Annotated in this window: 19 protein-coding genes; 6 read left to right on the forward strand and 13 right to left on the reverse strand. The window is 64.1% G+C overall.

Going from position 1 to position 25,070, the window contains the following annotated elements; genetic code table 11:
- Positions 1 to 61 precede the first annotated feature (61 nt).
- Complete coding sequence (kce, locus tag LOM8899_RS02030; RefSeq protein ID WP_093990482.1) at positions 62 to 994, forward strand: 3,5-dioxohexanoate:acetyl-CoA acetone transferase; 933 nt, start codon at positions 62 to 64, stop codon at positions 992 to 994.
- Between the two features lie 277 nt (positions 995 to 1,271).
- Positions 1,272 to 2,279, forward strand: coding sequence for an LLM class flavin-dependent oxidoreductase (locus LOM8899_RS02035; protein ID WP_093990483.1), 1,008 nt, complete (start codon positions 1,272 to 1,274; stop codon positions 2,277 to 2,279).
- Positions 2,280 to 2,332: 53 nt separating this feature from the next.
- Here LOM8899_RS02035 and LOM8899_RS02040 read toward each other — a convergent pair whose 3' ends face one another.
- The 9 genes from LOM8899_RS02040 to LOM8899_RS02080 form a co-directional block, all read right to left on the reverse strand.
- The gene (locus tag LOM8899_RS02040; RefSeq protein WP_093990484.1) at positions 2,333 to 3,976 is read right to left on the reverse strand and encodes a tetratricopeptide repeat protein; all 1,644 of its coding nucleotides are present in this window, start codon (positions 3,974 to 3,976) and stop codon (positions 2,333 to 2,335) included.
- Positions 3,977 to 4,140: 164 nt separating this feature from the next.
- The gene (locus LOM8899_RS02045; RefSeq protein ID WP_093990485.1) at positions 4,141 to 4,761 is read right to left on the reverse strand and encodes a trimeric intracellular cation channel family protein; all 621 of its coding nucleotides are present in this window, start codon (positions 4,759 to 4,761) and stop codon (positions 4,141 to 4,143) included.
- 235 nt (positions 4,762 to 4,996) lie between these two features.
- Positions 4,997 to 6,394, reverse strand: coding sequence for an FGGY-family carbohydrate kinase (locus tag LOM8899_RS02050; protein ID WP_093990486.1), 1,398 nt, complete (start codon positions 6,392 to 6,394; stop codon positions 4,997 to 4,999).
- A complete protein-coding gene (locus LOM8899_RS02055) occupies positions 6,391 to 6,708 on the reverse strand; it encodes an L-rhamnose mutarotase (protein ID WP_093990487.1) in 318 nt (105 codons plus the stop codon). Before LOM8899_RS02055 ends, LOM8899_RS02050 begins: the two co-directional genes overlap by 4 nt.
- On the reverse strand, positions 6,705 to 7,706 hold the full coding sequence (locus LOM8899_RS02060) for an ABC transporter permease (RefSeq protein WP_093990488.1): 1,002 nt from the start codon (positions 7,704 to 7,706) through the stop codon (positions 6,705 to 6,707). The genes LOM8899_RS02055 and LOM8899_RS02060 overlap by 4 nt, the downstream gene beginning before the upstream one ends.
- Complete coding sequence (locus LOM8899_RS02065) at positions 7,703 to 8,686, reverse strand: ABC transporter permease (protein ID WP_093990489.1); 984 nt, start codon at positions 8,684 to 8,686, stop codon at positions 7,703 to 7,705. Before LOM8899_RS02065 ends, LOM8899_RS02060 begins: the two co-directional genes overlap by 4 nt.
- A 3-nt stretch (positions 8,687 to 8,689) precedes the next feature.
- Positions 8,690 to 10,225, reverse strand: coding sequence for a sugar ABC transporter ATP-binding protein (locus tag LOM8899_RS02070; RefSeq protein ID WP_093990490.1), 1,536 nt, complete (start codon positions 10,223 to 10,225; stop codon positions 8,690 to 8,692).
- A gap of 82 nt (positions 10,226 to 10,307) precedes the next feature.
- Complete coding sequence (gene rhaS, locus LOM8899_RS02075; RefSeq protein WP_093990491.1) at positions 10,308 to 11,303, reverse strand: rhamnose ABC transporter substrate-binding protein; 996 nt, start codon at positions 11,301 to 11,303, stop codon at positions 10,308 to 10,310.
- Positions 11,304 to 11,338: 35 nt separating this feature from the next.
- Positions 11,339 to 12,142, reverse strand: a complete 804-nt coding sequence (locus tag LOM8899_RS02080; RefSeq protein ID WP_093990492.1) for a DeoR/GlpR family DNA-binding transcription regulator — start codon at positions 12,140 to 12,142, stop codon at positions 11,339 to 11,341.
- A 189-nt stretch (positions 12,143 to 12,331) separates the two neighbouring features.
- Here LOM8899_RS02080 and LOM8899_RS02085 point away from each other — a divergent pair, with 189 nt between their 5' ends.
- The 3 genes from LOM8899_RS02085 (at position 12,332) to LOM8899_RS02095 (ending at position 17,117) form a co-directional block, all read left to right on the forward strand.
- Positions 12,332 to 14,434 (forward strand): bifunctional rhamnulose-1-phosphate aldolase/short-chain dehydrogenase, encoded by a 2,103-nt coding sequence (locus tag LOM8899_RS02085; RefSeq protein WP_093990493.1) that lies wholly within the window; start codon positions 12,332 to 12,334, stop codon positions 14,432 to 14,434.
- 11 nt (positions 14,435 to 14,445) lie between these two features.
- Positions 14,446 to 15,720, forward strand: a complete 1,275-nt coding sequence (gene rhaI / locus LOM8899_RS02090; protein WP_093990494.1) for an L-rhamnose catabolism isomerase — start codon at positions 14,446 to 14,448, stop codon at positions 15,718 to 15,720.
- A 158-nt stretch (positions 15,721 to 15,878) separates the two neighbouring features.
- Positions 15,879 to 17,117 carry an AGE family epimerase/isomerase gene (locus LOM8899_RS02095; protein ID WP_093990495.1) on the forward strand — a complete coding sequence of 413 codons (1,239 nt, stop codon included), beginning with the start codon at positions 15,879 to 15,881 and terminating at the stop codon, positions 17,115 to 17,117.
- Between the two features lie 30 nt (positions 17,118 to 17,147).
- On the opposite strand, the gene LOM8899_RS02100 is transcribed toward LOM8899_RS02095, so the two are convergent.
- Genes LOM8899_RS02100 through LOM8899_RS02115 form a run of 4 tightly spaced genes read right to left on the reverse strand, consistent with a single transcriptional unit; the run spans position 17,148 to position 23,889 of the window.
- A complete protein-coding gene (locus tag LOM8899_RS02100; protein ID WP_093990496.1) occupies positions 17,148 to 19,547 on the reverse strand; it encodes a glycoside hydrolase family 38 N-terminal domain-containing protein in 2,400 nt (799 codons plus the stop codon).
- Positions 19,544 to 22,252, reverse strand: a complete 2,709-nt coding sequence (locus LOM8899_RS02105; protein ID WP_093990497.1) for a family 78 glycoside hydrolase catalytic domain — start codon at positions 22,250 to 22,252, stop codon at positions 19,544 to 19,546. The genes LOM8899_RS02100 and LOM8899_RS02105 overlap by 4 nt, the downstream gene beginning before the upstream one ends.
- Positions 22,253 to 22,256: 4 nt before the next feature.
- Positions 22,257 to 22,946, reverse strand: a complete 690-nt coding sequence (locus LOM8899_RS02110; RefSeq protein WP_093990498.1) for a GntR family transcriptional regulator — start codon at positions 22,944 to 22,946, stop codon at positions 22,257 to 22,259.
- Positions 22,947 to 22,971: 25 nt separating this feature from the next.
- A complete protein-coding gene (locus LOM8899_RS02115; RefSeq protein WP_093990499.1) occupies positions 22,972 to 23,889 on the reverse strand; it encodes a dihydrodipicolinate synthase family protein in 918 nt (305 codons plus the stop codon).
- Between the two features lie 169 nt (positions 23,890 to 24,058).
- On the opposite strand from LOM8899_RS02115, the gene LOM8899_RS02120 reads away from it, so the two are divergent.
- A complete protein-coding gene (locus LOM8899_RS02120; protein WP_093990500.1) occupies positions 24,059 to 25,060 on the forward strand; it encodes a sialic acid TRAP transporter substrate-binding protein SiaP in 1,002 nt (333 codons plus the stop codon).
- The last annotated feature ends 10 nt before the right edge of the window (positions 25,061 to 25,070 follow it).

A 25,070-nucleotide genomic window follows, 5' to 3' on the forward strand; every position in this document is an offset into this window, starting at 1 on the left:
AGTCGCGGAGGACGGTGTCGGCCGGCGCCGACAACCCGCCCGCGGCAGGGGAGGAAGACCAATGGCCAAGTCTCGAAAAGTCATCATCACCTGTGCGGTCACCGGGGCGATCCATACGCCGTCGATGTCGCCGCACCTTCCGATCACGCCGGACGAGATCGTCACCGAGGCGCTGGCGGCGTCCGAGGCCGGTGCCGCGATCCTGCATCTTCACGCCCGCGATCCCGAAGACGGTCGCCCGGACCAGACGCCCGAAGGGTTTGCCCGTTTCCTGCCGCGCATCAAGCAGGGCACGAACGCGGTTCTCAACCTGACCTCGGGCGGCAGCCCTTTCATGAAGGTCGAAGAACGTGTCCTGCCCGCGTCGCAATTCAAGCCGGAGGTCGCCTCGCTTAACATGGGGTCGTTCAACTTTGGCCTGTTCCACCTGCTGGACAAATACGAGGACTTCAAGTTCGAGTGGGAGCGCGATCACCTCGCCAATTCGCGCGATCTCGTTTTCCGCAATTCGTTCAAGGATATCGAGTATATCCTCAAGACCTGCGCCGAGAACAAGACCCGCTTTGAGTTCGAGTGCTACGACATCTCGCACCTCTACAACCTCAAACACTTTTACGACCGAGGCCTCGTGAAGGCTCCGCTGTTCATCCAATCGGTCTTCGGGCTGCTCGGTGGGATCGGCACCCACCCCGAGGACGTGATGCACATGCGTCGCACTGCCGATCGGTTGTTCGAGGACAAGTATCAGTGGTCGGTTCTGGGCGCGGGGGCGAGCCAGATGCGCATCGCGGCGCAGTCCATCGCGCTTGGCGGCAATGTCCGGGTCGGGCTGGAGGATTCGCTTTGGGCCGGTCCCGGTCGTCTGGCCAAATCGAATGCCGAGCAGGTCCGTATCGCGAGAGACATGATCGAAAGCATGGGCATGCAAATCGCCACGCCGGACGAAGCGCGCGACATGCTGTCCCTCAAGGGCGGCGATCAGGTCGCCTTTTAACCCGCCCGTCGGGGGCCGCCGATCCCGGCACCGGCTCTGAGGGCCGGCCGTTGGCACGGTGATCTGGACCACAGTCGGGGGACGGTGCCCGCCTGTGCCGTCGGGCGCCCGGCCCGCGGCCGCGAGAGCGCCCACCGCCTGTCCGCGCGATATTCGATCTCGCTCTGCTGTCGATCGGGTCTCAAGGCACCCTGCCCGGTTCAGCCCCGCTGCGGGCCACGACCCACCTTGGCGACGGCGGCCCGAATGCCTAGATGACAGTCGAAGGAGCCGCCGTATGCAACATTTCTCTCTGCTCGATCTGTCACCGATCCCCGAAGGCAAAAGCGCCGCAGACGCGCTCGCCAATACCGCCGATTTGGCGCAGGCCGCCGAGCGTGCCGGGTATCATCGCTTTTGGCTGGCCGAGCATCACAACATGCCCGGCATCGCCAGCGCTGCGACCGCCGTGGTCATTGGCCATGTCGCCGCGGCCACCAAGACCATCCGCGTGGGCGCGGGCGGCATCATGCTGCCCAATCACGCCCCGCTGGTCGTGGCCGAGCAGTTCGGAACGCTGGCCACGCTGTTCCCCGACCGCATCGACCTTGGGCTGGGGCGTGCGCCCGGCACCGATATGGCGACGGCCCGCGCCCTGCGCCGCCACATGGCCCCGGACGACACCTTTCCGCAGGATGTTCAGGAGCTGATCACCTATTTCGACGCGGCGAGAGACGGCGCACGCGTGCAGGCGATCCCCGGAACCGGCACGCAGGTTCCGGTCTGGATCCTCGGATCGAGTCTCTATGGCGCCCAACTGGCCGCCCATCTCGGCCTGCCCTACGCCTTTGCCTCGCATTTTGCGCCCGACATGCTCGAACAAGCAATTTCGATCTATCGCGCCTCTTTCCAGCCGTCCAAATCCCTCTCGCAGCCCTATGTGATGATGGCCGCGGGCGTGACCGCCGCCCCGACGGATGAGGAGGCCAGCTATCTGCTGACCTCGCAGATGCTTGCGTTTGCGCGGCTGAGGACAGGCAAGCCGGGCAAGCTGCCCTATCCGACGGACAACATCGCCGCCGAGGTGCCGGAGCCGGTCTTGGCGCAGGTCCGGCACGCGCTGTCGTGTTCGGCCAACGGTTCGCCCGCGACCGTCCGCGCCCGCCTTGCTGCGTTGATCGACACCTACCAGCCGGACGAGCTGATTGTCACGGCGATGATCCACGACCACGCGGCCCGCGTCCGGTCCTTTCAGATCGCGGCGGATATCCTGTCCGACATGCGGGTCGAAGCGAAGGTCGCCTGACCGGATCGTGACGAGGCCCGGCCCCGGCCGTTTGGCGGCGACGTCCCGTCTCGCTATGCGACGCGGGATTTGCTCCGGCAATTGCAGGAGGCCAGGATCGGGACGGTGGCCCGCGCCGTCGCCTGATCCAACGGCTGTTTCAGATGCCGCGCTTCGGTGTGGGCGCCGCGCCGGACGAGGCATTCGTGGAGGCCATGCAGGCTCCAGACGTTGCGCGGGTGCTGGCAGGGCCGCGACAGCGTGCCATCCAGCCCCAGATCGGCCCGGTAGACGGCCTCGGCCTCGTCATACTTCTGCGCTTCCATCAAGAGCGCGCCCAGCGCGTGCCGGGCGGGCTGCATCCAGCCCCACGGCTCGTCGTAGAGCAGGTTGTCGTCCCGCTCGACCGAAGCCCTCAGATGGTCCAGCCCTTCTGCGATCCGCCCGGATTTGAAGGCAATTTCGCCGTCCATCATCGCCTCTCCGACCCGCAGCACATCTTCGGCGGTGTTGTTGAAGACCATCCAGTCTTCGGGGATCGCTTCGCGTGCCGCGACGGCCAGCGCCCGTTCCTGTGCGGCCTCCTTGTGCCGCCCCAGATTGGCGTGGGCTATGGCGCGGGCCTGAAACATCGCCGCCGTTGTGTAACGGTAGAGTGCCGGATCCTCGGGGAAGGGTTCGTTGAGGATATCCTCCCACATTCCGAACCGCACCATGACGTGAATCTTCTTGCCGGCGAAGCTTTCGAACAGTTCCGGCATGAAGCGGACGACCTCGTCGGGAAGCATTTCGTTCAACCGGTTTGCCGCCGCCAGCGCCACGTCGGGCTGTCCGAGGAACATCGCGCCGTAGGCCTCGAAGTGGACATTGTGAACCCGGTAGACGGTGTAGAAGTTCTGCGCCCCCTCGGCGTCTTCATATTTGCGATCTATCTCGGCGGCCCGCCGGTTGCGGACGACGACGTTGTGGTAGTCGCCGCAGAGCAGGTCGATATGCGTCGCCATGTGGATCAGATGCCCGCTGTCGGGCACCAGATCGGTCAGCCTGTCGCCGTGTCGCAGCGCCTTTTCGGGCGTGGGCGACATTTCCATCAGGTGGATATACATGTGCAGCAGGCCGGGGTGATCCCATGCCGCGGGATCGGCGTCGAAGGCCCGTTCGAGCGCGGCTTGCGCCTCTAGCGTCGAGGCGCCTTCCATCGGCCCGCCGGCTTTGAGATCCCAAAGCTGCCACGGCGTCCGGTTCATCAGCGCCTCGGCAAAGATCGTGGTCACGTCGAGATCGTCGGGATGCCGCGCATAGACCTGCCGCATGGCGTCGGAAAACGCATCGTTCCACGGGCCGAAATCGTCGATCTCGGGATCGGTCGGATACCTGTCCGCCAGCGCGTCGATCAGATCGTTCTCGACCGTGGTGAGCTTGCTGCGGAGCGCCTTAGCATCCTCGATGGCCTTGTGCGCCTGCATCAGCGAGGATGTCCGCTCTTCGGCGTCAAAGAACTCCCACGGTTTGTTGTAGTTTGGCCCGATGGCGTAGGCAAAGCCCCAGAGCGCCGCGCCGCAGCCGGGGTCTTCGGCGGCCGCCTCTTGGAAAGCCTTGGCCGCGGCCTCGTGATTGTAGCCGTAGAGCCAGAGCAATCCTGTGTCGAAGGCTTGCTGCGCCGTGGCCGAGGATGCCGTCACCGGCCGCGTATAGCGCCCGAGGTCGTAGATCGTCATCGTGGACTCCCCCCGTCATCGCCGCTTGTCGCGGCCCGACCTGTCGGTCTTGTCGTCCGACATTCCCGCAGCATAGCACAAAACAGGCTCATCCGGCGAATGCGCGGCGGAGGGGCGTGTAGAGCGACCGAGCGGCCCGGTCGTTCAAAACCGGCGAGCGCTCTTCAATCCGGTCCGGGCGGACGCGGCAAGGTCCAACCAAAGCGCACGCTGGCGAGTCGCAGCCCCACCGCCAGCAGCACCGCCCCGGCGGCGGCCGTAGTCTCTGGCACGGCAAACCAGAGGCAGACGGCATAGGCGACCGCGCCGGCGAAGGCGGCGAGGGCGTAGACGTCTTCGTGCAGTACCCGAGGCACCTCGGCGGCCATGATGTCGCGCAGCACGCCGCCGCCGATCGCGGAGATCACCCCGAGCAGAACCGCGCCGGGAGGCTCGATCCCATAAATCAGCGCCTTGCGGCAGCCTGCCACGGCAAAGACCCCCAGCCCGATTGCATCCAGAAGCATCACCGGCCGATTGAGCCGTTCGATCTGTTTGGTGAACAGGAAGGCGCAAAGCCCGGCGAGGCTGGCGACTGCCAGCGGCCAGGTGCTGCGCAATGCCTCGGGCGGTGCCGCCCCCAGCAACAGATCGCGGACGATGCCTCCGGCGACGCCGGTCGCCACGGCGAGCACGAGGATGCCGAACAGGTCGAACCTGCGCCGGATCGCGACCATGGCCCCGCTCAGCCCGAAGACGAACGTGCCGAGCACATTGAGAATGGTGAAAAGGAGCGCAGCCGACATATCGCCTCGTCGTGTGAAGATACCTCACAATCGCGGATGCCCCGGCAGATTGAAAGCGCCGAGGAGACAAGTCGCGTGATCCAGCCCATGCACCGTTCCCCGATCCGGCACGTCTCTTGCGCAGTGAGCGGAGCGAATCCCTGTCGCTGGAGCATGCGTCCCGCGCTGATCTACATGGCCACCTACGTGGCGTCTCCTCTCTCCCGGATCACTCAGGCAGACGTGCGCACTCTCGTCAGCGCCCGGGCGTGTCCTTGCGCCCCGCTTCCGCCTCCAGTCGCCACCGCGCCGCATAGGCTTGCATGGCGGAAAGTGTCTCTGGCTCGGCGACGGGGCTGGGCTCCGCCAAGGACGTAGTATCGGCAAAGAGCAGCGCGGCGCCGATACTCGTCCCCGTCGCGGCCGCACTGACCAATACGGGGCGCCCGGTCGCGGCCGTCAACATCGCGGTATATTGGGCGTTTCGGGCGAACGGCCCTTCGACGATCACCGGCCCTTCGGCCCCTGTCAGGGTCAGACAGGTCTCAGTCATCATGGCAAGATAGAAGGATAGCGCCGCGGCGCGACGGCCCGATCCGACAGCGGGTTCCGGGCCGATCCAGCGCATGGTCTGGCCCTGGAAGGGGCCGGTCAGCGGATCGACAGCCGGCGCGATCATCAGCGACCTCGCCAGCACGTCGGCGATATCCTGATCGGAGGGCGCGACGGCGCTGCCCGCCTGTATCGTCTCGTATTCGCGCCCGCCCATGAACCGGGCCGACGGCACGGCCCTGCCCTGCGCATTCACGTTCACCAGCGTGTCGCGGCCCGGATCGAGCGGCACCTCCGCGCCGCCTATGGACATGACCACGACCCATGTCCCCGTCGAGACCACCGAGAACGCACCGGACTGGGTCCGCAGATGCGGATAGAGCGATGCGTTCGAATCGTGCAGGCCGACGCAGACAGGCGTGCCGGGGGCCAGCCCGGTGGCGTCCGCGATTTCCGGCAGGATCGGCCCCATGATCTCTGCCGAGGTTCTGACCGGCGCGATCTTGTCCGCGATGCTCAGCCGCTCGGGCAGTTCCGAGAACCGCCCTTCGTAGGGCGACCAGAGGTCGGTGTGGCACCCGATCGAGGTCACGTCGCTGGCGATCACGCCGGTCAGGCGGTGCCCCCAATACTGCGGATAGGTGACGATATGGGCCGTGCGGGATTTCAGACCGGGGTTCACCGAGAACTGCCAATGCAGTTGCGCGCCCACGTTCAGCCCGCCCGGCAGCTTCGGCGAGCCGGTTTGCCGGAACGGCGGGCGAAGCGAGGCGTAGCTGTCGGCGAGGGCATCGGGGCCGTCGTGCTCGTAATCGAGGATCGGCGCGGCAAGCGCGCCGGCCTCGTCGAGCAAGGCGACGCAGGCTCCGTGGGTGGTGATCGAAATCGCATCGACACCGTGATCGCGGTGGAACCGGCCAAGCGATTCCAGCAGGAATGCCCAGTGCCCCTCGGTGTCGAAATGCGGCCACGGCGGCCCTGCGAGCACGGTATTGGGCCGCGTCACGACGACCACTTCGGTCAAGCTGCCCAGATCGACCAGCGCGAGCTTTGCATTGGTCTTGCCGATGTCGATGACGGCGATGTGTCTCGGCTTTGTCATGGCATGTGAAAGACCTTGGTCAGCGGCACGGCGATCGGCGCGTTGTCCGGTGCCGTCTGCATGATGTCGGCCATATGCGCCCACCATCTTTGCATGACCGGATGCTCGGGCAAGCTGTCCATGCCGTGATCGGCCGGCCGCAACAGGATCCCGATCAGGCAACCGGTTTCCTCGTCCAGATGGATCGAATAGTCGCTGACGCCCGCCTCGTGCAGAAGCTCGACCAATTCGGGCCAGATGGCATCGTGGCGACGCCGGTATTCGTCGGCCATGCCGTCGTTCAGACGCATCCGGAAGACATAGCGTTCGGTCATGCCTTCCTCCGTCTCACCGCCATCGTCCAGAGCCGGGGCAGCGCGATGACCCCGATCAAAAGCAGGCCGATGAAGATCGACATGACGATCCCCGGCACGTTGAGAAGACCCAGCCCGAAGGTGACGAGCCCCATCACGAAGGCCGCGATGACGACCCCCGGAATGGACCCCGATCCCCCGAGGATGTTGACCCCGCCGAGAACCACCATTGTCACCACTTCCAGCTCCATCCCCGTGGCGATGCTCGGCCGCGTCGATCCAAGCCGAGACGTCAGGCACACCGCCGCCACGCCCGACATCAGGCCGGTCAGCAGGAACAGGATGAACTTGACCCGCTGCACCCGTATCCCGCTGAACAGCGCCCCGGTCGGATTGTTGCCGATGGCATAGACGGCGCGGCCGAAGTTCGTCTTGTGCAGCACCACGCCGTAAACCACGGCGATGATCACAAAAAGCAGCATCTCGACGGTGAAGACCCAGTAGATGTAGCCCTGCCCGAACCATGAAAAACTGGCCGGGTAGCCGCGAAACGCGTCGTCTCCGAGGATGATATAGCTGATCCCCCGAAACAGGCTCATGGTGCCGATGGTCACCACGATCGAGGGCAGGCCGAGCACGGTCACGAAGACCGCGTTGAACGCCCCGCAGAGCAGACCGACCGTCAGACCGATGACCACCAGCTCCGGCGTCCCTGCCCCGTATTGCAGCGCAAGCCCCATGGCGGTGCTGGCCAAGGCGATGATCGAGGCGACCGAGAGGTCGATCTCGCCCGCGATGATCAGCATTGCCATGGCAAAGGCGATCATCGCCTTTTCGGTGAAATTGAAGGTCGCGTCGCTCAGGTTCCACGCATTCAGGAAATACGGCGAGGCAAAGCTGTTGACGATGAAGATCGCAATCGCCACGGCCAGCAGCAGCGCCTCCCAGCTGCGGATCGTGCGATGGGCCCGGCTGTGCAGCCGGTTTGGAATGTAACGCTGGCTGGCGGTATCGGTCATGATGACACCTCTGCGGTTTTAAGGATGATCCGGCCCTTCTTGCCACCGCCCTTGGCGTTGAACGCCACGGCGATCAGGATCGCGCTGCCGGAGATGGCCAGTTGCCAGAACGGCGAGATGTTCACCACCGGCAGGGCGTTCTTGACGACCCCCAGAAAGATCGCCCCGAGCACCGCGCCTCCGACGGAGCCCACGCCGCCCGCGATCGAGATGCCCCCGATCACGCAGGCCGCGACGACCTCGAGTTCGAACCCGCCGGCGATATCGACATAGGCCACGGCATAGCGGGCGACCCAGAGATAGCCTGTCAGCCCGGCAAGCGCGCCCGAGATCACGAAGGCCAGAAACTGCGTCTTGCCCACGTTGATCCCCGTATAGACCGCCGCGTGCGGATTGCCCCCGACGGCAAAGACGGACCGGCCCAGAGGCGTCCGCGACATCATCACGCCAAAGACCGCGATGGTCGCAATGGCGATCCACGACAGGACCGGCAGCCCGAGGATCTCGGTGCGGGAGAATCCGGTGAACGCGGCGCTCATCTCGTGGGAATTGACCCATTTGCCGTCCGAGATCAGGAAGATGATGCCGCGAAAGATCGTCATCGTCCCCAGCGTGACCACGATGGGCGGGATCGACAGTTTCCACACGAGGATGCCGTTGATCGCCCCCATCGCCGCGCCGAGCATGACCGCGATGGCGATGATGATCGGGATCGGCAGCCCCGGCATGGCGACGTTCAGCATCGCGACGGCCATCCCGGACAGCGCCAGATTGGCAGCGACCGACAGGTCGATGCAGCGGGTCAGGATCACCACCATCTGCCCGAGGGCGAGAATGATCAGTGGGGCCGTGTCGTTGAACACGTTTGCGAGGTTGGACGGGGCGACAAATCCCGGAAAGCGCGAGGCGATCAGCGCCAGAAGCACCACGATGGCACCGGCCAGAATGGTCTCGCGCATGGGGATGAGCTTGAACGGCATGAGCTACGCCTCTTGCGGTTGGGGTGCGGCGGTGATGCCGGCGGCATGGCGCACGAGGGTTTCGGGGGTGAGGTCGTCGCCTGAGACTTCCGCGGCGATCCGGCCGTCGCGCATCACGATCACCCGGTCGGACATGCCGATCACCTCGGGGATCTCGGAGCTGACCATGATGACCGAAAGCCCCTGGCTGGCGAGCTCCACCATGAATTCATGGACCGCCGCCTTGGAGCCGATGTCGATGCCCTTGGTCGGCTCGTCGAGGATGATCACCTGCGGTTGGGTGGCCAGCCATTTGGCGATCACGACCTTTTGCTGGTTGCCGCCCGACAGGTTGCCCACGTCCTGATCCAGAGAGGCCGCCCGCAGATCGAGCCGCTCGGCATATTGGCGCGCCAGCTTGAATTCCTCGGCCAGTTGCAGAAAGCCCGATCGAGACGTCCGCCCCAGCGACGGCAGGGTGATGTTCTGAAAGATCGGAAGGCCGATGACCGCCCCCTGCTTGCCGCGATCCTCGGGCACGTAGACGATGCCGTTGCCGACCGCATCGGCGGGCGACCGGATGATCCGGATCTTGCCATTGATCTTGGTCACGCCCTTGCTCGGCTTGGTAATCCCGAACAGCGATTGCATGAATTCAGACCGCCCGGCGCCGACGAGGCCGTAAAAGCCGAGAATCTCGCCGCGCTTGAGGGTAAATCCGATGTCCGCGAATTCGGTGGGGTGTTCGTAGCCGACGACCTGCAGGACGTCCTCGCCCACGACCGGATCCCGCTCGGGGAAGATATGGTCGACCGAGCGGCCCACCATCATCTTGACCAGCCCGTCCTCGTCGATATCGGCAATCCGCCCGTCGCCGACGAAGGCCCCGTCGCGAAAGACGGTGTAGCGATCCGCGATCCGGAAGATCTCATCGAACTTGTGGCTGATGAAGAGGATGGCCTTGCCTTGCGATTTCAGCTTTTCGACAAGCTCGTAGAGTTCTTCGATCTCTTTGTGAGACAGCGCGGCGGTCGGCTCGTCCATGATCACCACGCGGGCATCCACGGAAAGTGCGCGGGCGATCGCCACGAGGTGCTTGCTGGCGATACCCAGATCGCGCAGTTGCGCGCTCGTCGAGAGCGGCGCGCCGATCTCGTCGAGCAAGAGCCGGGCGGCGCGGTGCATTTCGGCCCGGTCGATGAGGCCCCAGCGGGTGCGCGGGGCGTGACCGATGTAGATATTCTCGGCGACGGACAGCTCGTCGAACAACACGGTTTCCTGGTGGATCGCGGTGATGCCCGCCGCGGAGGCATCGTCCGGCGTGTTGAGCGTGACGGGTTCGCCGTTGATCCGGATCGTCCCGCCATTTGGCTGATAGATGCCCGTCAGGATCTTGACTGTCGTGGATTTCCCGGCCCCGTTCTCGCCGACCAGCGCAGTGACTTGCCCCGGATAGAGGTCGAGCTTGACCTGATCCAACGCTTTGACACCGGGAAAGGTCTTGGTGATCTCGTCCAGTGATACGACGGGCACATTTGCGAGCGCGGGACGCTGTGTCATGTCGAGAACTTTCGGAATGAGGGTGAGGGCAGTTGGGGTCCGGCGCGAGACGTGCCGCGCCGGACCTTCGATCGTTCCGATCTTAGAAGATCGACTTGAACTGTTCGATGTTGCTGGCGTCATAGACGAACGGGTCGGCCATCGCGCCTTCGTTGTTGTCGTCGAGCGTCAGGACGCCCATGCGGCCCATCGGGATTTCCGCACCCGGGGCGGCTTCGACACCGTTCTGGCTCAGCTCGTAGGCCAGCATCGTCGCGGAGTAGCCCAGATCGATCGGGTTCCAGATCGCAAAGGACTGGGACGCGCCGGATTCGATAGCGCCGGCCATTTCGGACGGCAGACCAAGGCCGGTCACGTTGACCTGACCCACTTTGCCGGCATCGACCACGGCCTGAGCGGCAGCGACGATCCCGACCGATGTCGGCGCGATGATCGCGTCGAGATCCGGGTAGGACTGCATCAGGCCGGTGGCTTCGCGATAGGATTTGTCGGCGAGGTCATCGCCATAGACGGTCGCCACGACCTCGATCCCGGGATAGTTGCCCATGACCTTGTTCATTTCCTCCATCCAGATGTTCTGGTTGGTGGAGGTCGTCGTCGCGGACAAGAGCGCGACCTGACCGCCATCGGGCAGATGGTCGGCGGCCAGCTTGATGATCATGTTGCCGATCAGCGAGTTGGACGACGGGTTCAGGTGCAGCTGCCGGCCTTCCGGAGCGACGCCGGAATCCCAGCTGATCACGGTGATGCCGCGCTGCATCGCGCGCTGGAGTGCCGGCACCAGAGCATCGGTGTCGTTGGACGACACGGCAATCGCGTCAACGTTTTGCGCGATGAGCGAGTTGATCACCTCGATCTGCCCCTCGGCGGTGGTGTCGGTCGGGCCGGTATAGATGATCTCGACGTTGCCCAGCTCTGCGGCAGCCTCTTCGGCCCCCTCGGCGGCGGCTTCGAAAAAGCCGATGCCCAGCGCCTTGACGACGAGCGCGATACGCACGTTGTCCTGCGCCATTGCCGGCCCTGCGAACATCGCGCTGGCCACTGCGGCCGAGGCGATCAGTTTCTTGAATACACTCATGGTTTCCTCCCTAACGAGTGGTGTGATCAGGCTGGCTATGAGGCCTCGCCTTCTTTCTGCGCAGCCCCCGATGGGACGACGATCAGCGTGACATCAGCGGCGTCGAGCATGTTCGCGGTGCGATCATCTATCCCGTCGTCGGTGATAATGGTGTCGATCCGATCCAGCGCGCAGAGCACGAGGCTGGACCGGTTCTGGAATTTGGTGCTGTCGACCAGAACGATCAGTTCGTCCGCCTGCCCGATCAGCTTTTGTTCGGCCTGGATCAGCAGCGGATCCTGCTCCATCAGGCCCAGTGGGCCGATGCCCTGAGCGCCCATGAACATCCGGCGGGCATAGAAGTTGCGCGTCACGTCGTTGTCGAAGGGCGACAAGATGATGTTCTGCTCGCGGTAGATGATCCCGCCGGAGAGCATGACCGTGTTCGTCGTGTTCTTGAGCAGATGCTCGGCGATCGGGAAGGAATTCGTAAAGACCTGCAAACGCCGCGACGCCAAAGGGTGCACCATCTGGAAGGTCGTCGTCCCGCCGTTGATGATGATCGGCTCGCCATCCTCGCAAAGCTCGACGGCGGCGGCGGCAATCGCCCGCTTTTCGGCGATGTTCATCGTCGCGTTGACGCTGAAGGGACGCCCGGCGAGGCCGGCGAAAGGCTTTGTCGTCAGCGCCTCGGCTCCGCCGCGCACCCGGCGCAGACGCTTTTGGCCGTCGAGCGTATTGATGTCGCGGCGCACCGTGGCCTCGGAGGCGCCGGTAAGCGTGCAGAGATCGACCACAGTCACGAGCGACCGGTCCTGAACGGCGGACAGGATAACGCGGTGGCGGTCTTTCTCATGCATCTTTGGCTCCCCTTTTCTTGCAGGCAACCTGCGGCGAGTCGATGCGACCTGTCAATCATTATTTGTCAGCTTCAATCATTCTGCACCGCAGCATGATTGTTTTTGACTGAAAGTGATTGACAGAACCGGGAGCCGAGGTCAGCTTACGCGAAAGAAAACCGCCCTGTTCCGTCGTTCATGGAGTCTCCAATGACCACAGCCCCCGCCACGCAACGCCTTGAAAACAAATGGGACGATGCCCGCGCCGCCTCGATGAGCGAGTCCGAGAAGCTGCTGTACCGGTCCAACCTTCTGGGGTCGGACAAGAGAATCACGAATTACGGCGGCGGCAACACATCGGCCAAGGTGATGGAAACCGATCCGCTCACCGGTGACACGGTCGAGGTGCTCTGGGTCAAGGGCTCTGGCGGGGATGTCGGCTCGATCAAGATGGACGGTTTCGCGACGCTCTACATGGACAAGCTGAACGCCTTGCGCGGCGTCTATCGCGGGCCGGAGTTCGAAGATGAGATGGTGGGCTTCCTGCCCCACTGCACCTTCAACCTCAATCCGCGCGCGGCCAGCATCGACACCCCGCTGCACGCCTATGTGCCGGTCAAGCACGTCGACCATATGCACCCGGACGCGATCATCGCGATTGCCGCGGCCAAGGACAGCAAGGCGCTGACCCAGACCATCTTTGGCGACGAGATCGGTTGGCTGCCATGGAAGCGCCCCGGCTATGAATTGGGGCTGTGGCTTTCGGATTTCTGCGCAAAGAACCCTGACGCCAAGGGCGTCGTGCTGGAAAGCCACGGCCTGTTTACATGGGCCGACGACGCGCGGGAGTGCTACGATCTGACCCTCGCGGTCATCCAGAAGGCGATGGACTGGTTCGCCGTCGAGACCGCCTCCAAAGCGGCCTTTGGCGGCGCGATCCATACCAGCCTGCCCGCCGAGGCACGCCGCGCGACGGCCGCCCGCCTGATGCCCGCCATTCGCGGCATGGTATCCGGCGAACAGCATATGGTCGGCCATTTCGAAGACAGCGACGCGGTGCTCGAATTCGTCAATGCCAAGGATATGGAGCGTCTCGCCGCCCTGGGCACCTCTTGCCCGGACCATTTCCTGCGCACGAAAATTCGCCCGCTCGTGGTCAGCTTTGACCCGGCAAAGCCGGATGTGGAGGCCACGCTGGCCGGTCTGGCCGACGAGGTGGCCGCCTATCGCGAAGGCTACAAAGCTTATTACGAGCGCTGCAAGCACGACAACAGCCCCGGCCTGCGCGATCCCAACGCGGTGGTCTATCTGGTGCCCGGTGTGGGCATGATCACTTTTGCCAAGGACAAGGCCACGGCGCGAATCTCGGCGGAGTTCTATGTGAACGCCATCAACGTGATGCGCGGCGCCGATGCGGTGTCCGAGTATCAGGGCCTGCCCGAGCAAGAGGCGTTCGATATCGAATACTGGCTCTTGGAAGAGGCCAAGCTGCAGCGGATGCCGGCCCCGAAAGCGTTGGCCGGACGCGTCGCGCTGGTCACGGGCGGCGCGGGCGGCATCGGGTCGGCGACGGCCGAACGCTATCTGCGCGAGGGTGCTTGCGTCATGCTCGCCGACATCGACGACGCGGCCTTGGCCGAGACGGCGGACAATCTGGCGCAACGTTTCTCGCCGGATGTGGTTCGCACCGTGAACATGAACGTCACCGACGAGGACGCCGTGATCGCCGCCTATGCGGACATCGCCGCAGAGTTCGGCGGCGTCGATATTCTCGTCTCGAACGCCGGGATCGCGAGCTCTGCCCCGATCGAAGAGACGACGCTCGCCCTGTGGAACAAGAACATGTCGATCCTGTCCACCGGCTATTTCCTCGTCAGCCGCGAGGCGTTCAAGCTGTTCAAGGTGCAGGACATCGGGGGTTCGGTGGTCTTTGTCGCGTCCAAGAACGGGCTGGCGGCCTCGCCGAACGCGTCGGCCTATTGCACCGCGAAGGCGTCTGAAATCCACCTTGCTCGGTGTCTGGCGCTGGAGGGGGCCCCGATGGGGGTGCGGGTGAATGTCGTCAATCCGGATGCGGTGCTCAAGGGATCGAAGATCTGGCAAGGCGAATGGCTGGACCAGCGCGCCGGAACCTACGGCACCGACAAGGACGGGCTCGAAGCGATGTATCGCGACCGTTCGATGCTCAAGCGATCCGTCTTTCCAGAGGATATCGCGGAGGCGGCCTATTTCCTTGCCTCTGATCTGTCGGCCAAATCGACGGGAAACATCATCAACGTGGACGCAGGCAACGTCCAGGCATTCACCCGGTAAGGACCGTTCACATGATCAACAAAGATGCAGTCGAACAAAGCAACGATGCGGCAAGAGCGCAACTGGCCGCCGACTATGACGCGCTTGGCGGCCATCTGGAGCGCCGCGGCATCGACATCGACGCCGTGAAAGCCAAGGTCGCCACCTATGGCGTCGCCGTCCCGAGCTGGGGCGTCGGCACCGGCGGCACGCGCTTTGCCCGTTTTCCCGGACCGGGAGAGCCGCGCGACATCTTCGACAAGCTCGACGATTGCGGTGTCATCCAGCAGCTGACCAATGCGACCCCTTCGGTGTCGCTGCACATCCCGTGGGACGCTCAGCCCGCCGCCGATCTGATCGCCAAGGCCGAAGAGGTTGGATTGCGCTTCGATGCGATGAATTCCAACACCTTTCAGGATCAACCCGATCAGGCCCACAGCTACAAGTTCGGCTCGCTTTCGCATGTCGATGCCGCGACCCGCCAGCAGGCTGTCGACCACAACATCGCCTGTATCGAGTTGGGGGAGCAGATCGGCAGCAAAGCCCTGACGATCTGGGTCGGAGACGGGTCGAATTTTCCCGGCCAGACCAATTTCACCCGCCAGTTCGAACGCTATCTGGATGCGGCCAGAGAGGTCTATGGCGCCCTGCCCGCCGATTGGACCCTGCTGACCGAGCACAAGATGTACGAGCCGGCCTTCTATTCGACTGTCGTGCAGGATTGGGGCACCAACCTTTTGATCGCGCAACAGTTGGGCGACAAGGCCAAATGCCTCGTCGATCTTGGCCACCACGCCCCGAACGTCAATATCGAGATGATCGTCGCCCGCCTGACCCAATTCGGCAAACTCGGCGGTTTCCATTTCAACGACAGCAAATACGGCGACGACGATCTCGATACCGGCAGCATCGATCCTTATCGCCTGTTTCTGGTGTTCAACGAGTTGGTCGAAAGTGCCGAGCGGCCCGACTTCGACCCGATGCACATGCTCGATCAGAGCCACAACGTCACCGACCCGATCGAAAGCCTGATGACCTCTGCGATGGAGGTTCAGCGGGCCTATGCGCAGGCCTTGTTGGTGGATCGGACGGCCCTGAAAGGCTTTCAGGAGGACAACGACGCGCTGATGGCGACGACGACGCTCAAGCAGGGCTTTCGCACAGACGTGGAGCCGATCCTCGCCATGGCGCGGCTGGAGGCCGGCTGCGCGATCGATCCGATCGCCGCCTATCGCGCCGCCGGATACCGCGCCAAGGTGGCGGCGGAACGGCCTGCGCTCTCTGGCGCCGGGGGCGGCATCGTCTGACGAGCCGCAGCCACGGCGACGCGCTTTGAGAGACAGGCTCCGCCGGCGCGGGGCCTGTCACCGCCTATGCAGACCGCGGCAGCGCCCGGTCGAAAAACTTCGGTGTTGTCGCTGACTTAGGTGCTTCCAAATGCGCCAAGACGGTATAAACCTTGCGTATGACACAGACACCGATATCCGACCCCGCCCATACCGACCTCTGGCTTCGCGACCCTGTCCATCGGCAGTGGTTGCTGGAGGAGGCGCGTCACCAACTGTCCTTCTTCGACGGGTCCCTGCGCGACGATGGCGGCTTTGACCTGCTGGACTGGGACGGTTCTGTCCTGCCGCGAGATGGCCAGGAGCTGCACACCTCGACGCGGATGGTGCATTCCTACGCATTAGGCAAGATCATCGGCCACCCCGGATCGGACCGAATGATCGATGCCGGGATGGACTATATCTGGAACATGCACCGCGACACGGAGCATGGCGGTTATCTCTGGTCCATCGACGAGACCGGTATCAAGACCGATACCAAGCTGGCCTATGGCCACGTCTTTGTGTTGCTGGCCGCGTCCAGTGCCAAGAAAGCCGGCCACCCGGATGCCGACCGGTTGTTCGACGACATCACCGAAGTTCTCGACAGACATTTCTGGGACGAAACCGCTGGCCTTCTGCGCGATGAATTCTCGCGCGATTTCACGCCGTTCTCGACCTATCGCGGCCTGAACGCCAATATGCACGGCGTCGAGGGCTTTCTCGCGGCATTCGAGGCCACGGGAGACGCGGTCTGGCTGGATCGCGCCGGGCGCATTCTGGATTTCTTCACCGACCGGATCGCGTCGGCGCACGATTGGCGCATTCCGGAGCACTATACCGAGGACTGGCAGGTCGATCCGGATTACGAGGGCAACCCGATCTTCCGTCCGGCCGGAACCACCCCCGGACATTCGCTGGAAATCGCCCGACTGGCGCTGCAACATTGGGATCTGTCCGGACGGCCGGACACCACCGCGCCAGAGCGGGCACGCAAGCTGATCGAGCAGGCCCTGACAGACGCTTGGCTGCCGGATGGCGGCCTTGCCTATACTCTGCACCCCGGCGGCGACATCGACAAACCCGGTTGTTACTTCTGGCCGGTGGCTGAGGCCATCGCGGCGATTGCGAGCTTGCAGAAAACCGGCGGCACCATGACCGACGAAAGCTGGTATCGCCGTCTGTGGACCTTTGCCAACGAGCGCCTCATCGACCATGAGCGCGGCGGCTGGTATCCCGAAGTCGCGCCCGACGGTCAGCCGATGGCAGAGCAGTTCCCCGGCAAACCGGATATCTATCACTCCTTGCAGGCCACGCTCTATCCGCTGGCCACCGGGATTTCCCGGCAGGGCGACGACGGTTTCCCGGCAGGGGCCTGAATGCCCCTGCCCGGTTTTCGGCGCTGAAGCCTACTCCTCCAGCGGGTCTTCGAGACCGTTCCGGCGCGTGATCCCTTTGTCGTCGAATGCCACCGTGGCGACCGAATAGGCGCCGAGCGCAACCGTGTGGCCATCGACGCGGGCGGAGGCACCCTCTCCGTCCAGATCGTAGAGGCGCAGCACCGCGGCGTCGCCGTCCTCCGCGGTCTTGAGCGTGGAGACATGGCTGTGCGGTGCATCCACGTCGAGCCAAGTGCCCGATGCCGCTCCGGTGCCGGACCGCGCAATGTGCGGTGTCGACACGACGGGCTTGTTCAGCGTATCGGCCAAGGCGGTCGCCGCCTTGCGCGACACAGACCGCCCCGATTTCAGCCACATGGTGAAGGCCTGTTCGCCCTGATCCATATAGCGATACCGCGCGCCTTCGACGATCGGGACCGGGTCGTGATGGGCATAGACGGGCGAGCGAACGGCGGTCAGGTAGACCGTCCCGTCTCGTCCGGCGTAGCTGTATTTGGCATCGTTGGCGATGACCGTTTCCCGGCCAGCGCCGACGCCTCTCACCCAGCGCAGGGCCGGCACTTCGCTGCCGTCCATCCGCCGCGTCGCCCAACCGCCCGGCACTTCGCATTCCATCGCCTCGGCGCCCAGCGGATAGGCCAGCCGCAAGAGCGTATGCTTCTCGCGCCAGTCAAGGTGAACGCGAAGCTCTACAGGATAGGCGCCGTCTTCGGGCAGAACGATGCTCGTCGTCATCCGCGAGTTGCGCGCCGAGCAAGTCACCTCGATCACCTTGCGAACCGGGCCGTCCTCGATGACGCGGACAAGCTCCAACGTCATCGCCTCGCCCTCGATCCCGAAGGATTTCCCGCCATGGCCCCAAGTATCGGAGCGGTCCTCGACAAGGATCGCCCTGTGACCGGGCGCGGCGAAAATTTCGTTGCCGTCTGCGTCCTGCAGCGAGGCGATCGCCCCTTCGGAGTCGATCTCGATCCGGTAGCCGCCGGTGCTGAACACGCGATCTTGCGATGGCTGGCCGAACCCCGCAGGCGGCGCGCTGACGCCGCTGTCGTCGACGGAAAAGCGCAACATGCGCCAACCATAGGCAGGCATCTCGAGCGGGAACACGATGCGCTGCATCCCGGTCGTCTTGCCGTGCGGATCGGCATATTGAAACGGCACGGGGTCGCCGTTTTCATCGACGACGATCCGCTTGGACACGATGTCCTTGTCGACCCACGGCTCGGCCTCCATTAGGCACGAGGCGGGCTGCCCGTTGGCGTTGACCAGCAGCATCGTCGCGTCTTCGGGATGGGCGGACGGTGCGATCGTCCGGCCGAGGTGGCGAATGGCGGCGTTCAGTTGCAGCTCTGCGCCGTGGATCACACCGCCAAGCTCCCGCTCGCTGTCCTTGCAGGCGCTTTCCAGACTGGTGCCGCCGAGCGTGTCGTGGAACTGGTTGAACAGCAGGATCCGCCACAGACGTTCGAATTCGGCCCGGGGATAGGCGACGCCCACTTCGCGGGTGGCGAGTGTCGCGGCTGCTTCGGCCTGCTCGAGCAGGCTTTCGGCCTTGCGGTTCAGCGTCTTGAGCGACGACGCCACCGAATAGCAGCCTACCGCATGAAATTGCAGCTCGTTTTCAAAGACCGGCCAGTCGCCGCTCTTGATCGTCTCGAAGAAGGTTTCAGGGTCGGAAAAGCGCAGCCCCTCGCCCGCCGCGATCCGACGCTCGATCTCGTCGATATTGGCGCGGGTCGGTGCACCGCCGTGGTTTCCGACGCCGTAAAAGCACATGAACGGATGCCCGGCGGCTGCGATCTTTTCATAGTGCAGATCGGTCTTTTCCGGCAGCGGCATTTCCCGTTTGGAGGTGTTATAGGCCCCCTGGATCCGAAAGGCGGTGACTTCGGAGCCGTCCGGCGACCGCCAGCGGAAGATCTCGCCCGGCAAGTCAATTTCGGAGGCGTTGGGCCGCATGAAGGTATAGCTGTCGGACCCGGTATGTTGCAGCAGCATCGGGAAGGTGCCCGGATGGCCGAAGCTGTCGACGTTGTAGCCCGTCGGCACTTCGATCCCGAATTTCTCGCGGAAGTAGCGTTTGCCGTATAGCGCCTGACGGATCACGCTTTCGCCCGAGGGCACGTTGCAATCCGGCTGAATCCACCAGCCGTTGACGACCACCCAGCGCCCCTCGCGCACGTAGTGGCGGATCTTTTCGAACAGGTCGGGGTCCAATTCTTCGATCCAAGCATAGATATGCGCCTCGCCCTTGGAAAAGACGAAGCCGTCGCCCTCCTCCAGCCGGTCCATCGCTGCCCAGCAGGTGCCGATGGCCTCGGCGCAGCCCTCCTGCCAGCGCCAGAGCCAAACCGGATCGAGATGCGCGTTCCCGATCATGTGCAACATTGGCGGTTGCTCGTCTTTCATCCTGTCTCCTCCGCGAGTGCGATCTCTATCTCGATGTCATGGCGGCCCGGCCCGATGGCAAAGCAACGCGCCGCGGGTGCCAGCGCGGCGCCGTCCAGCCCGACCGCGCGGGCGGTTTCGGCCAGTTCGACCATGCCGGTCACGTTCGGCGGCAACTCGACGCTCCAGCGGACACGCTGTCCGGTCATCTCCCAATCGCTCCGCACCTCGCCCGTGGCGGCGCGGTAGCTGGCGGCGACCCTGCCGATGCGATGATCGAAAAGCGGCCGCAGGCACAGCTTGCGAAAGCCGGGACCGGTCTCGTCCCAATCGATCCCCGCCAGCCGGGCATAGAGCCATTCACCGACGCTGCCGTAGGCATAGTGGTTGAACGAGTTCATGTTGGCGCTTTGAAAGCCCCCCTCCGGGGTCCATCCATCCCAACGCTCCCAGATTGTCGTTGCGCCTTGGCGGATCGAGAACCCCCAGCTGGGATAGGTGTCGTTGAGCAGCAGCCGGAAGGCGTAGTCCACCGCGCCGTTGTCGGCCAGGACCCGGCACAGATGCTTCACCCCCAGAAATCCGGTCTGCAAATGCCCATCGGCTGCTTCCAGCGTCCGGAGCAGGTTATCGCGGGCATGGAGGCGTTGCTCTTCTGGCAGAAGGTCGAAATCCAGCGCCAGAAGATAGGCGGTCTGGGTGTCGCCGGTGATCCGGCCTGCGTCGTCGACGAAGGCGGCGTTGAACGCCGCGCGGACCTGTTCGGCGGTTCTGCGGTGCTGCGCGGCGTGGGTCTCTTGGCCCAGCACCTCGGCGATCTTGGCCATCAAATCCTCGACATAGGCCCAATAGGCCGTCGCCACCATCGTCCGGTCGGACGCCGGGCCGACGCTCAGCCAGTCGCCGTAATTGTTGTGGACACGGTTCACGCGCAGATGATCCGGATTGCCCTCCGCGATATAGGCCGACCAGCGCCGCAACGCGGGCCACGCCTGTTCCAGCAGGGCACGGTCGCCATAGCGCAACCAGTGCTGCCAGCACATGATGACCGGCCCGTCCCCCCAACCCGGCGCACCGGGTTGGCCGGTCAGCCGGTATGGGTTGAGCGGCTTTGAGGGCGCCACGTCGGTGAAGGCCCCGTCGTCGAGTTGGGCATCGAGAATGTCGTCCAGCCATTTCGCATAGAACCCGGAGGTGTCCATGACAAAGCCGGCCGTTCGCCAAAAGACCTGCGCGTCGGCGCTCCAGCCATAGCGTTCGTCGCGCTGCGGGCAGTCGGTGGGCACGGACAGGAAATTGCCGCGCTGGCTCCATTCGATATTGGAGGCCAGTTGGTTCACCAGCGCGTTGCCCGTCTCGATCCGGCCGGTGTCCGGCAGGTCCGATTGGATCGCGATGGCCTCCAGCCGGACGGCCCCCGGCGCGATGCCGTCCGGCAGGGTCAGCCCTGCAAAGCGGAACCCGTGAAAGGTGAAATGCGGCTTGAATGTTTCGGCCCCATCCCCCCGCGCGGTGTAGTGATCCGTGGCAACCGCATGTCGCAGGTTGGCCGTATAGAGCGCACCGTCGGGATCCAGAACCTCGGCGTGCCGCAGCGTGAAGCGATCGCCTCTTTGAGCGCCTTCGATCCGAAGCTCGACATATCCCGCGATATTCTGACCGAAATCGAAGATCCATTCGCTGCCGGACCGTCCCAGGCACTTGCCCGCAAAGCGGCGCGTCTCGCGCACGGGAGGCGATTTCGATGCGGTCAGGCGCGGCGGCGCCGGATCCGGGTCAAAGACCTCGACAGGCTGCCAGAGCGTCGTTTCATGCCCCGGCTCGGACCAGCCGTCGCGCTCCAGCGTGGCGTCGTAATGCTCGCCCATCAGGAAATCGCTATACCGGATGGGCCCCTGTGCCGTGCGCCATTGCTCGTCGGTCACGATCCGAACGGACGATCCATCGGCCAGCTCGACATGAATCTGGCAGAGAAAGGCCGGGCGACCGCCGTAGTGATTGCCGGCCCGACGCTGGTTGTGGCCGACACGGCCGGAATACCAGCCTTCGCCCAGCACCGCACCGATGGCGTTTGCGCCACGCCGCAAGGCGCCGGTCACGTCATGGCATTCGTAGAGTGCGCGTTGATGGTAATCAGTCCAGCCCGGCTGCATGACCTCGTCACCGATCCGCCGGCCGTTGATGTGCAGCTCGTACAGGCCCAGCGCGGAGACGTTGGCGGTGGCACGCAGGACATCGGCGCCCAACACCACTTCGCGCCGGAGGTAGTCCGCCGGGCGGGCCTGCCACGGGTTGTCGTAGCTGTTGTCGGCCGGCGCCTCGCGGCCGGCGGGCAGCACGAAATACCGGGCGATCCATTGCGCAGACCAATCGCCCGGCTGCATCAGGCCGGTCAGGATGCGTCGCGGCGGAGCCCAGCCCGATACCTGCCCCCGGTCGTCGCGCAGGCGCACCGACCAAAAGACCTGCATGTCCGACGTCAGCGCCTCACCCCGCCAAGGCTGCCAGAGCTGATCATCGCTCTCGATCCAACCGCTCTGCCAGAGATCGCCCCGCCCTTGGGCGACGGCGGATTCGTCTCTGCCGGCGCAAATTGCATAGGCGGTTTGGCGCAGCGCGGTTCCGTCCCCGGCGAGCGCCCACGAAAACCGCGGATGGGCGGTCTCAAGCCCGTGCGGCTCTTCCAGATACTCGCATCGCAAGTCGACAGGCGTCAGCGCAGACATCGGGTCACAGTTCTATGGCCCTGTCCCGGGCGTTGCGAATGTGCGCCTCGAGCGCCGCGACCGCAGCCGCCCTGTCGCGCGCCTTGAGCGCCTCGATCACGGCGAGGTGGTCTCCGAAGGCCGATGGCAGCGTCAGTCTTGTGAGCTTGATCCGGTCGAGCTTGATGAGCCGTATCCGCGTGGAATTCACATGGTAGGCATGGATCAACAGATCGTTGCGCGTGCAGCCGACCAGCAATTCGTGAAACGCCCCGTCGACGGACTGACCTTCGTCGAAGAAGTCCGGCGGCAGGTCGCCGCCCGCCTCCAGCCGGGCGAGGATGTCCCGGTGCAGTCTCTCCTGTTCGTCAATCGCCTCGTCCGGCAAGGTCCGGACCGCGGAGATCACCGCTTCCCGTTCCAGCGCCATGCGCATCTGAAACGCGTCGCGGATGATCGGCAGATCGATCATCGTGATCTGGATGCCCCGCTGTGGCATGACGGTGAGCAGCCCCTCGGCCTCGAGCCGGGGCAAAAGCTCGCGCAGCGCCCCGATCGACATATCGAGCAGGGCGACCAGTTCCTTTTGCGACACCAGCTGTCCGGGCCGGATCGCCCCTTTCAACAGGGCCTGCTGAAACCGGTCGTAGGCCGCCTTCTTCAACGGGGCATCCGCCGCCTTTGGCAATTGAGAGCGATCGCTCGCCTTGGTCATTGTCAGCCTCCCCCCGTTGATTGCATCACGCAACCGGTTCGAGAGCGTATCCGGTTTTTGCCAAACCGGCTAGGATCGCATCGACCGCAGGCTTCGGCGTGGCACTGAGCGGTGGCACGAGGCGCGTCCACTCCGGATCGTCGTAGGCTCTTGCGAGGATGGCCTTGATGGCGGAGAGACCGCCGTTGCCGTCGACGAGCTCGATCCGCTGCGCCGAGGCGGTTCTCAGCGCCTCGGTCTCTTGCGAGGTGGGTGCGCCGAGGATCCTGACCGCATCCGCGGCGAACAGGTTCGGCATGCCGCCGATCATTCCCGCCCCTCCGGCGACGCGAAGCGCGGGCATGACCCTGTCGTCGCCGGTGAAGATCGCCAGATCCGGGAAGTTGCGGACCAGCGTCAGCGAATTTTCCAGATCCCCCGTCGAATCCTTGATCCCGACGATCCGGCCCCCGAACCGGTGCAGCAACGCCTCGACCAAGGCGGGCGTAAAGGAAATCCGCGAGAACCGGGGGATGTTATAGAGCACCAGATCGATGTCCGACGCCCCGGAACGGTCGATCATGGCGTCGATGAAGGCCACGATCGCGGGATCGCCCGGATCGGTGTAGTAGAACGGCGGCAACACCAGCGCCGCCCGACAACCCTGCGCCTCGGCCGCTGCCAACATATCGGCAGCTTCCGTCAGGACCGGCGTCATGATGGCGGGCACTTGGCGGTCGGCGGGAATGCCCGCCGCAATGAGCGCGGCGAGCGCCTCGGCCTTTTCACCGGTCGAGAAGGACGCACCCTCGCCCGTGGTGCCGAACACCGACACGAACGAGCAGCCGTCGCTTAGAACCCGGTCGCAATGCGCCGCCAGCGCGGCGACATTGATTCGGTATGCCGCATCGACCGGCGTCACCGCAGCACAGACGACTCCACTTAGTTCAGCCTTGTTCGACACGCGGTTCTCCTACGGCTTTCAACTGATACAATCAGTTATTCGATTAGTGATGCAATCAATGTTTACATCACAGATTGAATGATGCAAGCTCCACCTGTCGAAATTTGGCTATGCAGGGCAAAATCTGCCAAACTGAGTTGCGGCCAATGACTTGCAAAGGAGGAACTGCATGTTGACCCGTCGAACAGCGCTCGTTGCGCTATCCACCATTTCAGCCCTGGCGCTCACCGCAGGCGCCGCGCTCGCGGATGATCCGATCGAAGTGAAATTCACGACGGTTTCGGTCCCCACCGACCTGCACACGCAGGCGATGACGGTGTTCAAGGAGACACTCGACGCGCTGGAACCGGACGCGCTGGATATCCAGCTCTACGATTCGGGGTCGCTCTTTGGCCAGAACGGCGACCTTGACGCGCTTCAGCGCGGCAATGCCGAAATGGCCTATGTGTCGTTCCAGCTTATCGCGGACGCGATCCCGCAGTTTGGCCTTCTGACGGCCGGCTATCTGTTCCAGAACGCCGACCACTACCGGGCCTTCATGGAAAGCGACATCGGCGCAGAGTTCAAAGACACGGTCCGGGAGGAAATGGGGATCGAGCTTTTGGCCGTCTGCTATCTGGGCACCCGTCAGTTGAACCTGCGCTCGGCGATGGACATCCAGACCCCCGCCGATCTTGAAGGGCTAAAGCTGCGGATGCCCGGCTCTGATGCGTGGCTGTTCCTTGGCAATGCCCTCGGAGCCAACCCGACGCCTCTGCCGTTCTCGGAAGTCTACCTCGGCCTGCAGACCGGCACGATCGACGCACAGGACAACCCGCTTCCTACCGTGGACGCCGCGAAGTTCTATGAGGTCACCGAACAGATCACCCTGACAAATCACTTGGTCGATGGTCTGCCGATGGCGGTGAACCTGCAAACCTGGGAGCAGCTGAGCGAAGAACAGCGCGGCCATATGGTCGAGGCCGCTCAGGCCGCTTGCGACTGGAACAACGAGCGCCGCTACGAAGAAGAGGCGCGTCTGGTGTCGTTCTTCGAAGAACAAGGGCTGACCGTCACCGAACCTGATCTGGATGCGTTCCGCAGCCACGTACAAGAGGTCTACATGACGTCTGACCGTGCCGCGGACTGGCCCGAAGGCTGGGTCGAAAAGATCAACGCGCTGGCGAACTGATTGGCGACGA

The sequence above is a fragment of the Flavimaricola marinus genome (genome assembly GCF_900184895.1).
In the GTDB taxonomy this organism is placed as follows: Bacteria; Pseudomonadota; Alphaproteobacteria; order Rhodobacterales; family Rhodobacteraceae; genus Flavimaricola; species Flavimaricola marinus.

Coding starts and splice junctions, on each gene's coding strand:
- LOM8899_RS02085 (WP_093990493.1), top strand. CDS start 12,332: ATGACCACAGCCCCCGCCACGCAACGCCTTGAAAACAAATGGGACGAT.
- rhaI (WP_093990494.1), top strand. CDS start 14,446: ATGATCAACAAAGATGCAGTCGAACAAAGCAACGATGCGGCAAGAGCG.
- LOM8899_RS02050 (WP_093990486.1), bottom strand. CDS start 6,394: ATGACAAAGCCGAGACACATCGCCGTCATCGACATCGGCAAGACCAAT.
- LOM8899_RS02070 (WP_093990490.1), bottom strand. CDS start 10,225: ATGACACAGCGTCCCGCGCTCGCAAATGTGCCCGTCGTATCACTGGAC.
- LOM8899_RS02055 (WP_093990487.1), bottom strand. CDS start 6,708: ATGACCGAACGCTATGTCTTCCGGATGCGTCTGAACGACGGCATGGCC.
- LOM8899_RS02100 (WP_093990496.1), bottom strand. CDS start 19,547: ATGAAAGACGAGCAACCGCCAATGTTGCACATGATCGGGAACGCGCAT.
- kce (WP_093990482.1), top strand. CDS start 62: ATGGCCAAGTCTCGAAAAGTCATCATCACCTGTGCGGTCACCGGGGCG.
- LOM8899_RS02060 (WP_093990488.1), bottom strand. CDS start 7,706: ATGACCGATACCGCCAGCCAGCGTTACATTCCAAACCGGCTGCACAGC.
- LOM8899_RS02080 (WP_093990492.1), bottom strand. CDS start 12,142: ATGCATGAGAAAGACCGCCACCGCGTTATCCTGTCCGCCGTTCAGGAC.
- LOM8899_RS02035 (WP_093990483.1), top strand. CDS start 1,272: ATGCAACATTTCTCTCTGCTCGATCTGTCACCGATCCCCGAAGGCAAA.
- LOM8899_RS02120 (WP_093990500.1), top strand. CDS start 24,059: ATGTTGACCCGTCGAACAGCGCTCGTTGCGCTATCCACCATTTCAGCC.
- rhaS (WP_093990491.1), bottom strand. CDS start 11,303: ATGAGTGTATTCAAGAAACTGATCGCCTCGGCCGCAGTGGCCAGCGCG.
- LOM8899_RS02105 (WP_093990497.1), bottom strand. CDS start 22,252: ATGTCTGCGCTGACGCCTGTCGACTTGCGATGCGAGTATCTGGAAGAG.
- LOM8899_RS02110 (WP_093990498.1), bottom strand. CDS start 22,946: ATGACCAAGGCGAGCGATCGCTCTCAATTGCCAAAGGCGGCGGATGCC.
- LOM8899_RS02095 (WP_093990495.1), top strand. CDS start 15,879: ATGACACAGACACCGATATCCGACCCCGCCCATACCGACCTCTGGCTT.
- LOM8899_RS02065 (WP_093990489.1), bottom strand. CDS start 8,686: ATGCCGTTCAAGCTCATCCCCATGCGCGAGACCATTCTGGCCGGTGCC.
- LOM8899_RS02045 (WP_093990485.1), bottom strand. CDS start 4,761: ATGTCGGCTGCGCTCCTTTTCACCATTCTCAATGTGCTCGGCACGTTC.
- LOM8899_RS02040 (WP_093990484.1), bottom strand. CDS start 3,976: ATGACGATCTACGACCTCGGGCGCTATACGCGGCCGGTGACGGCATCC.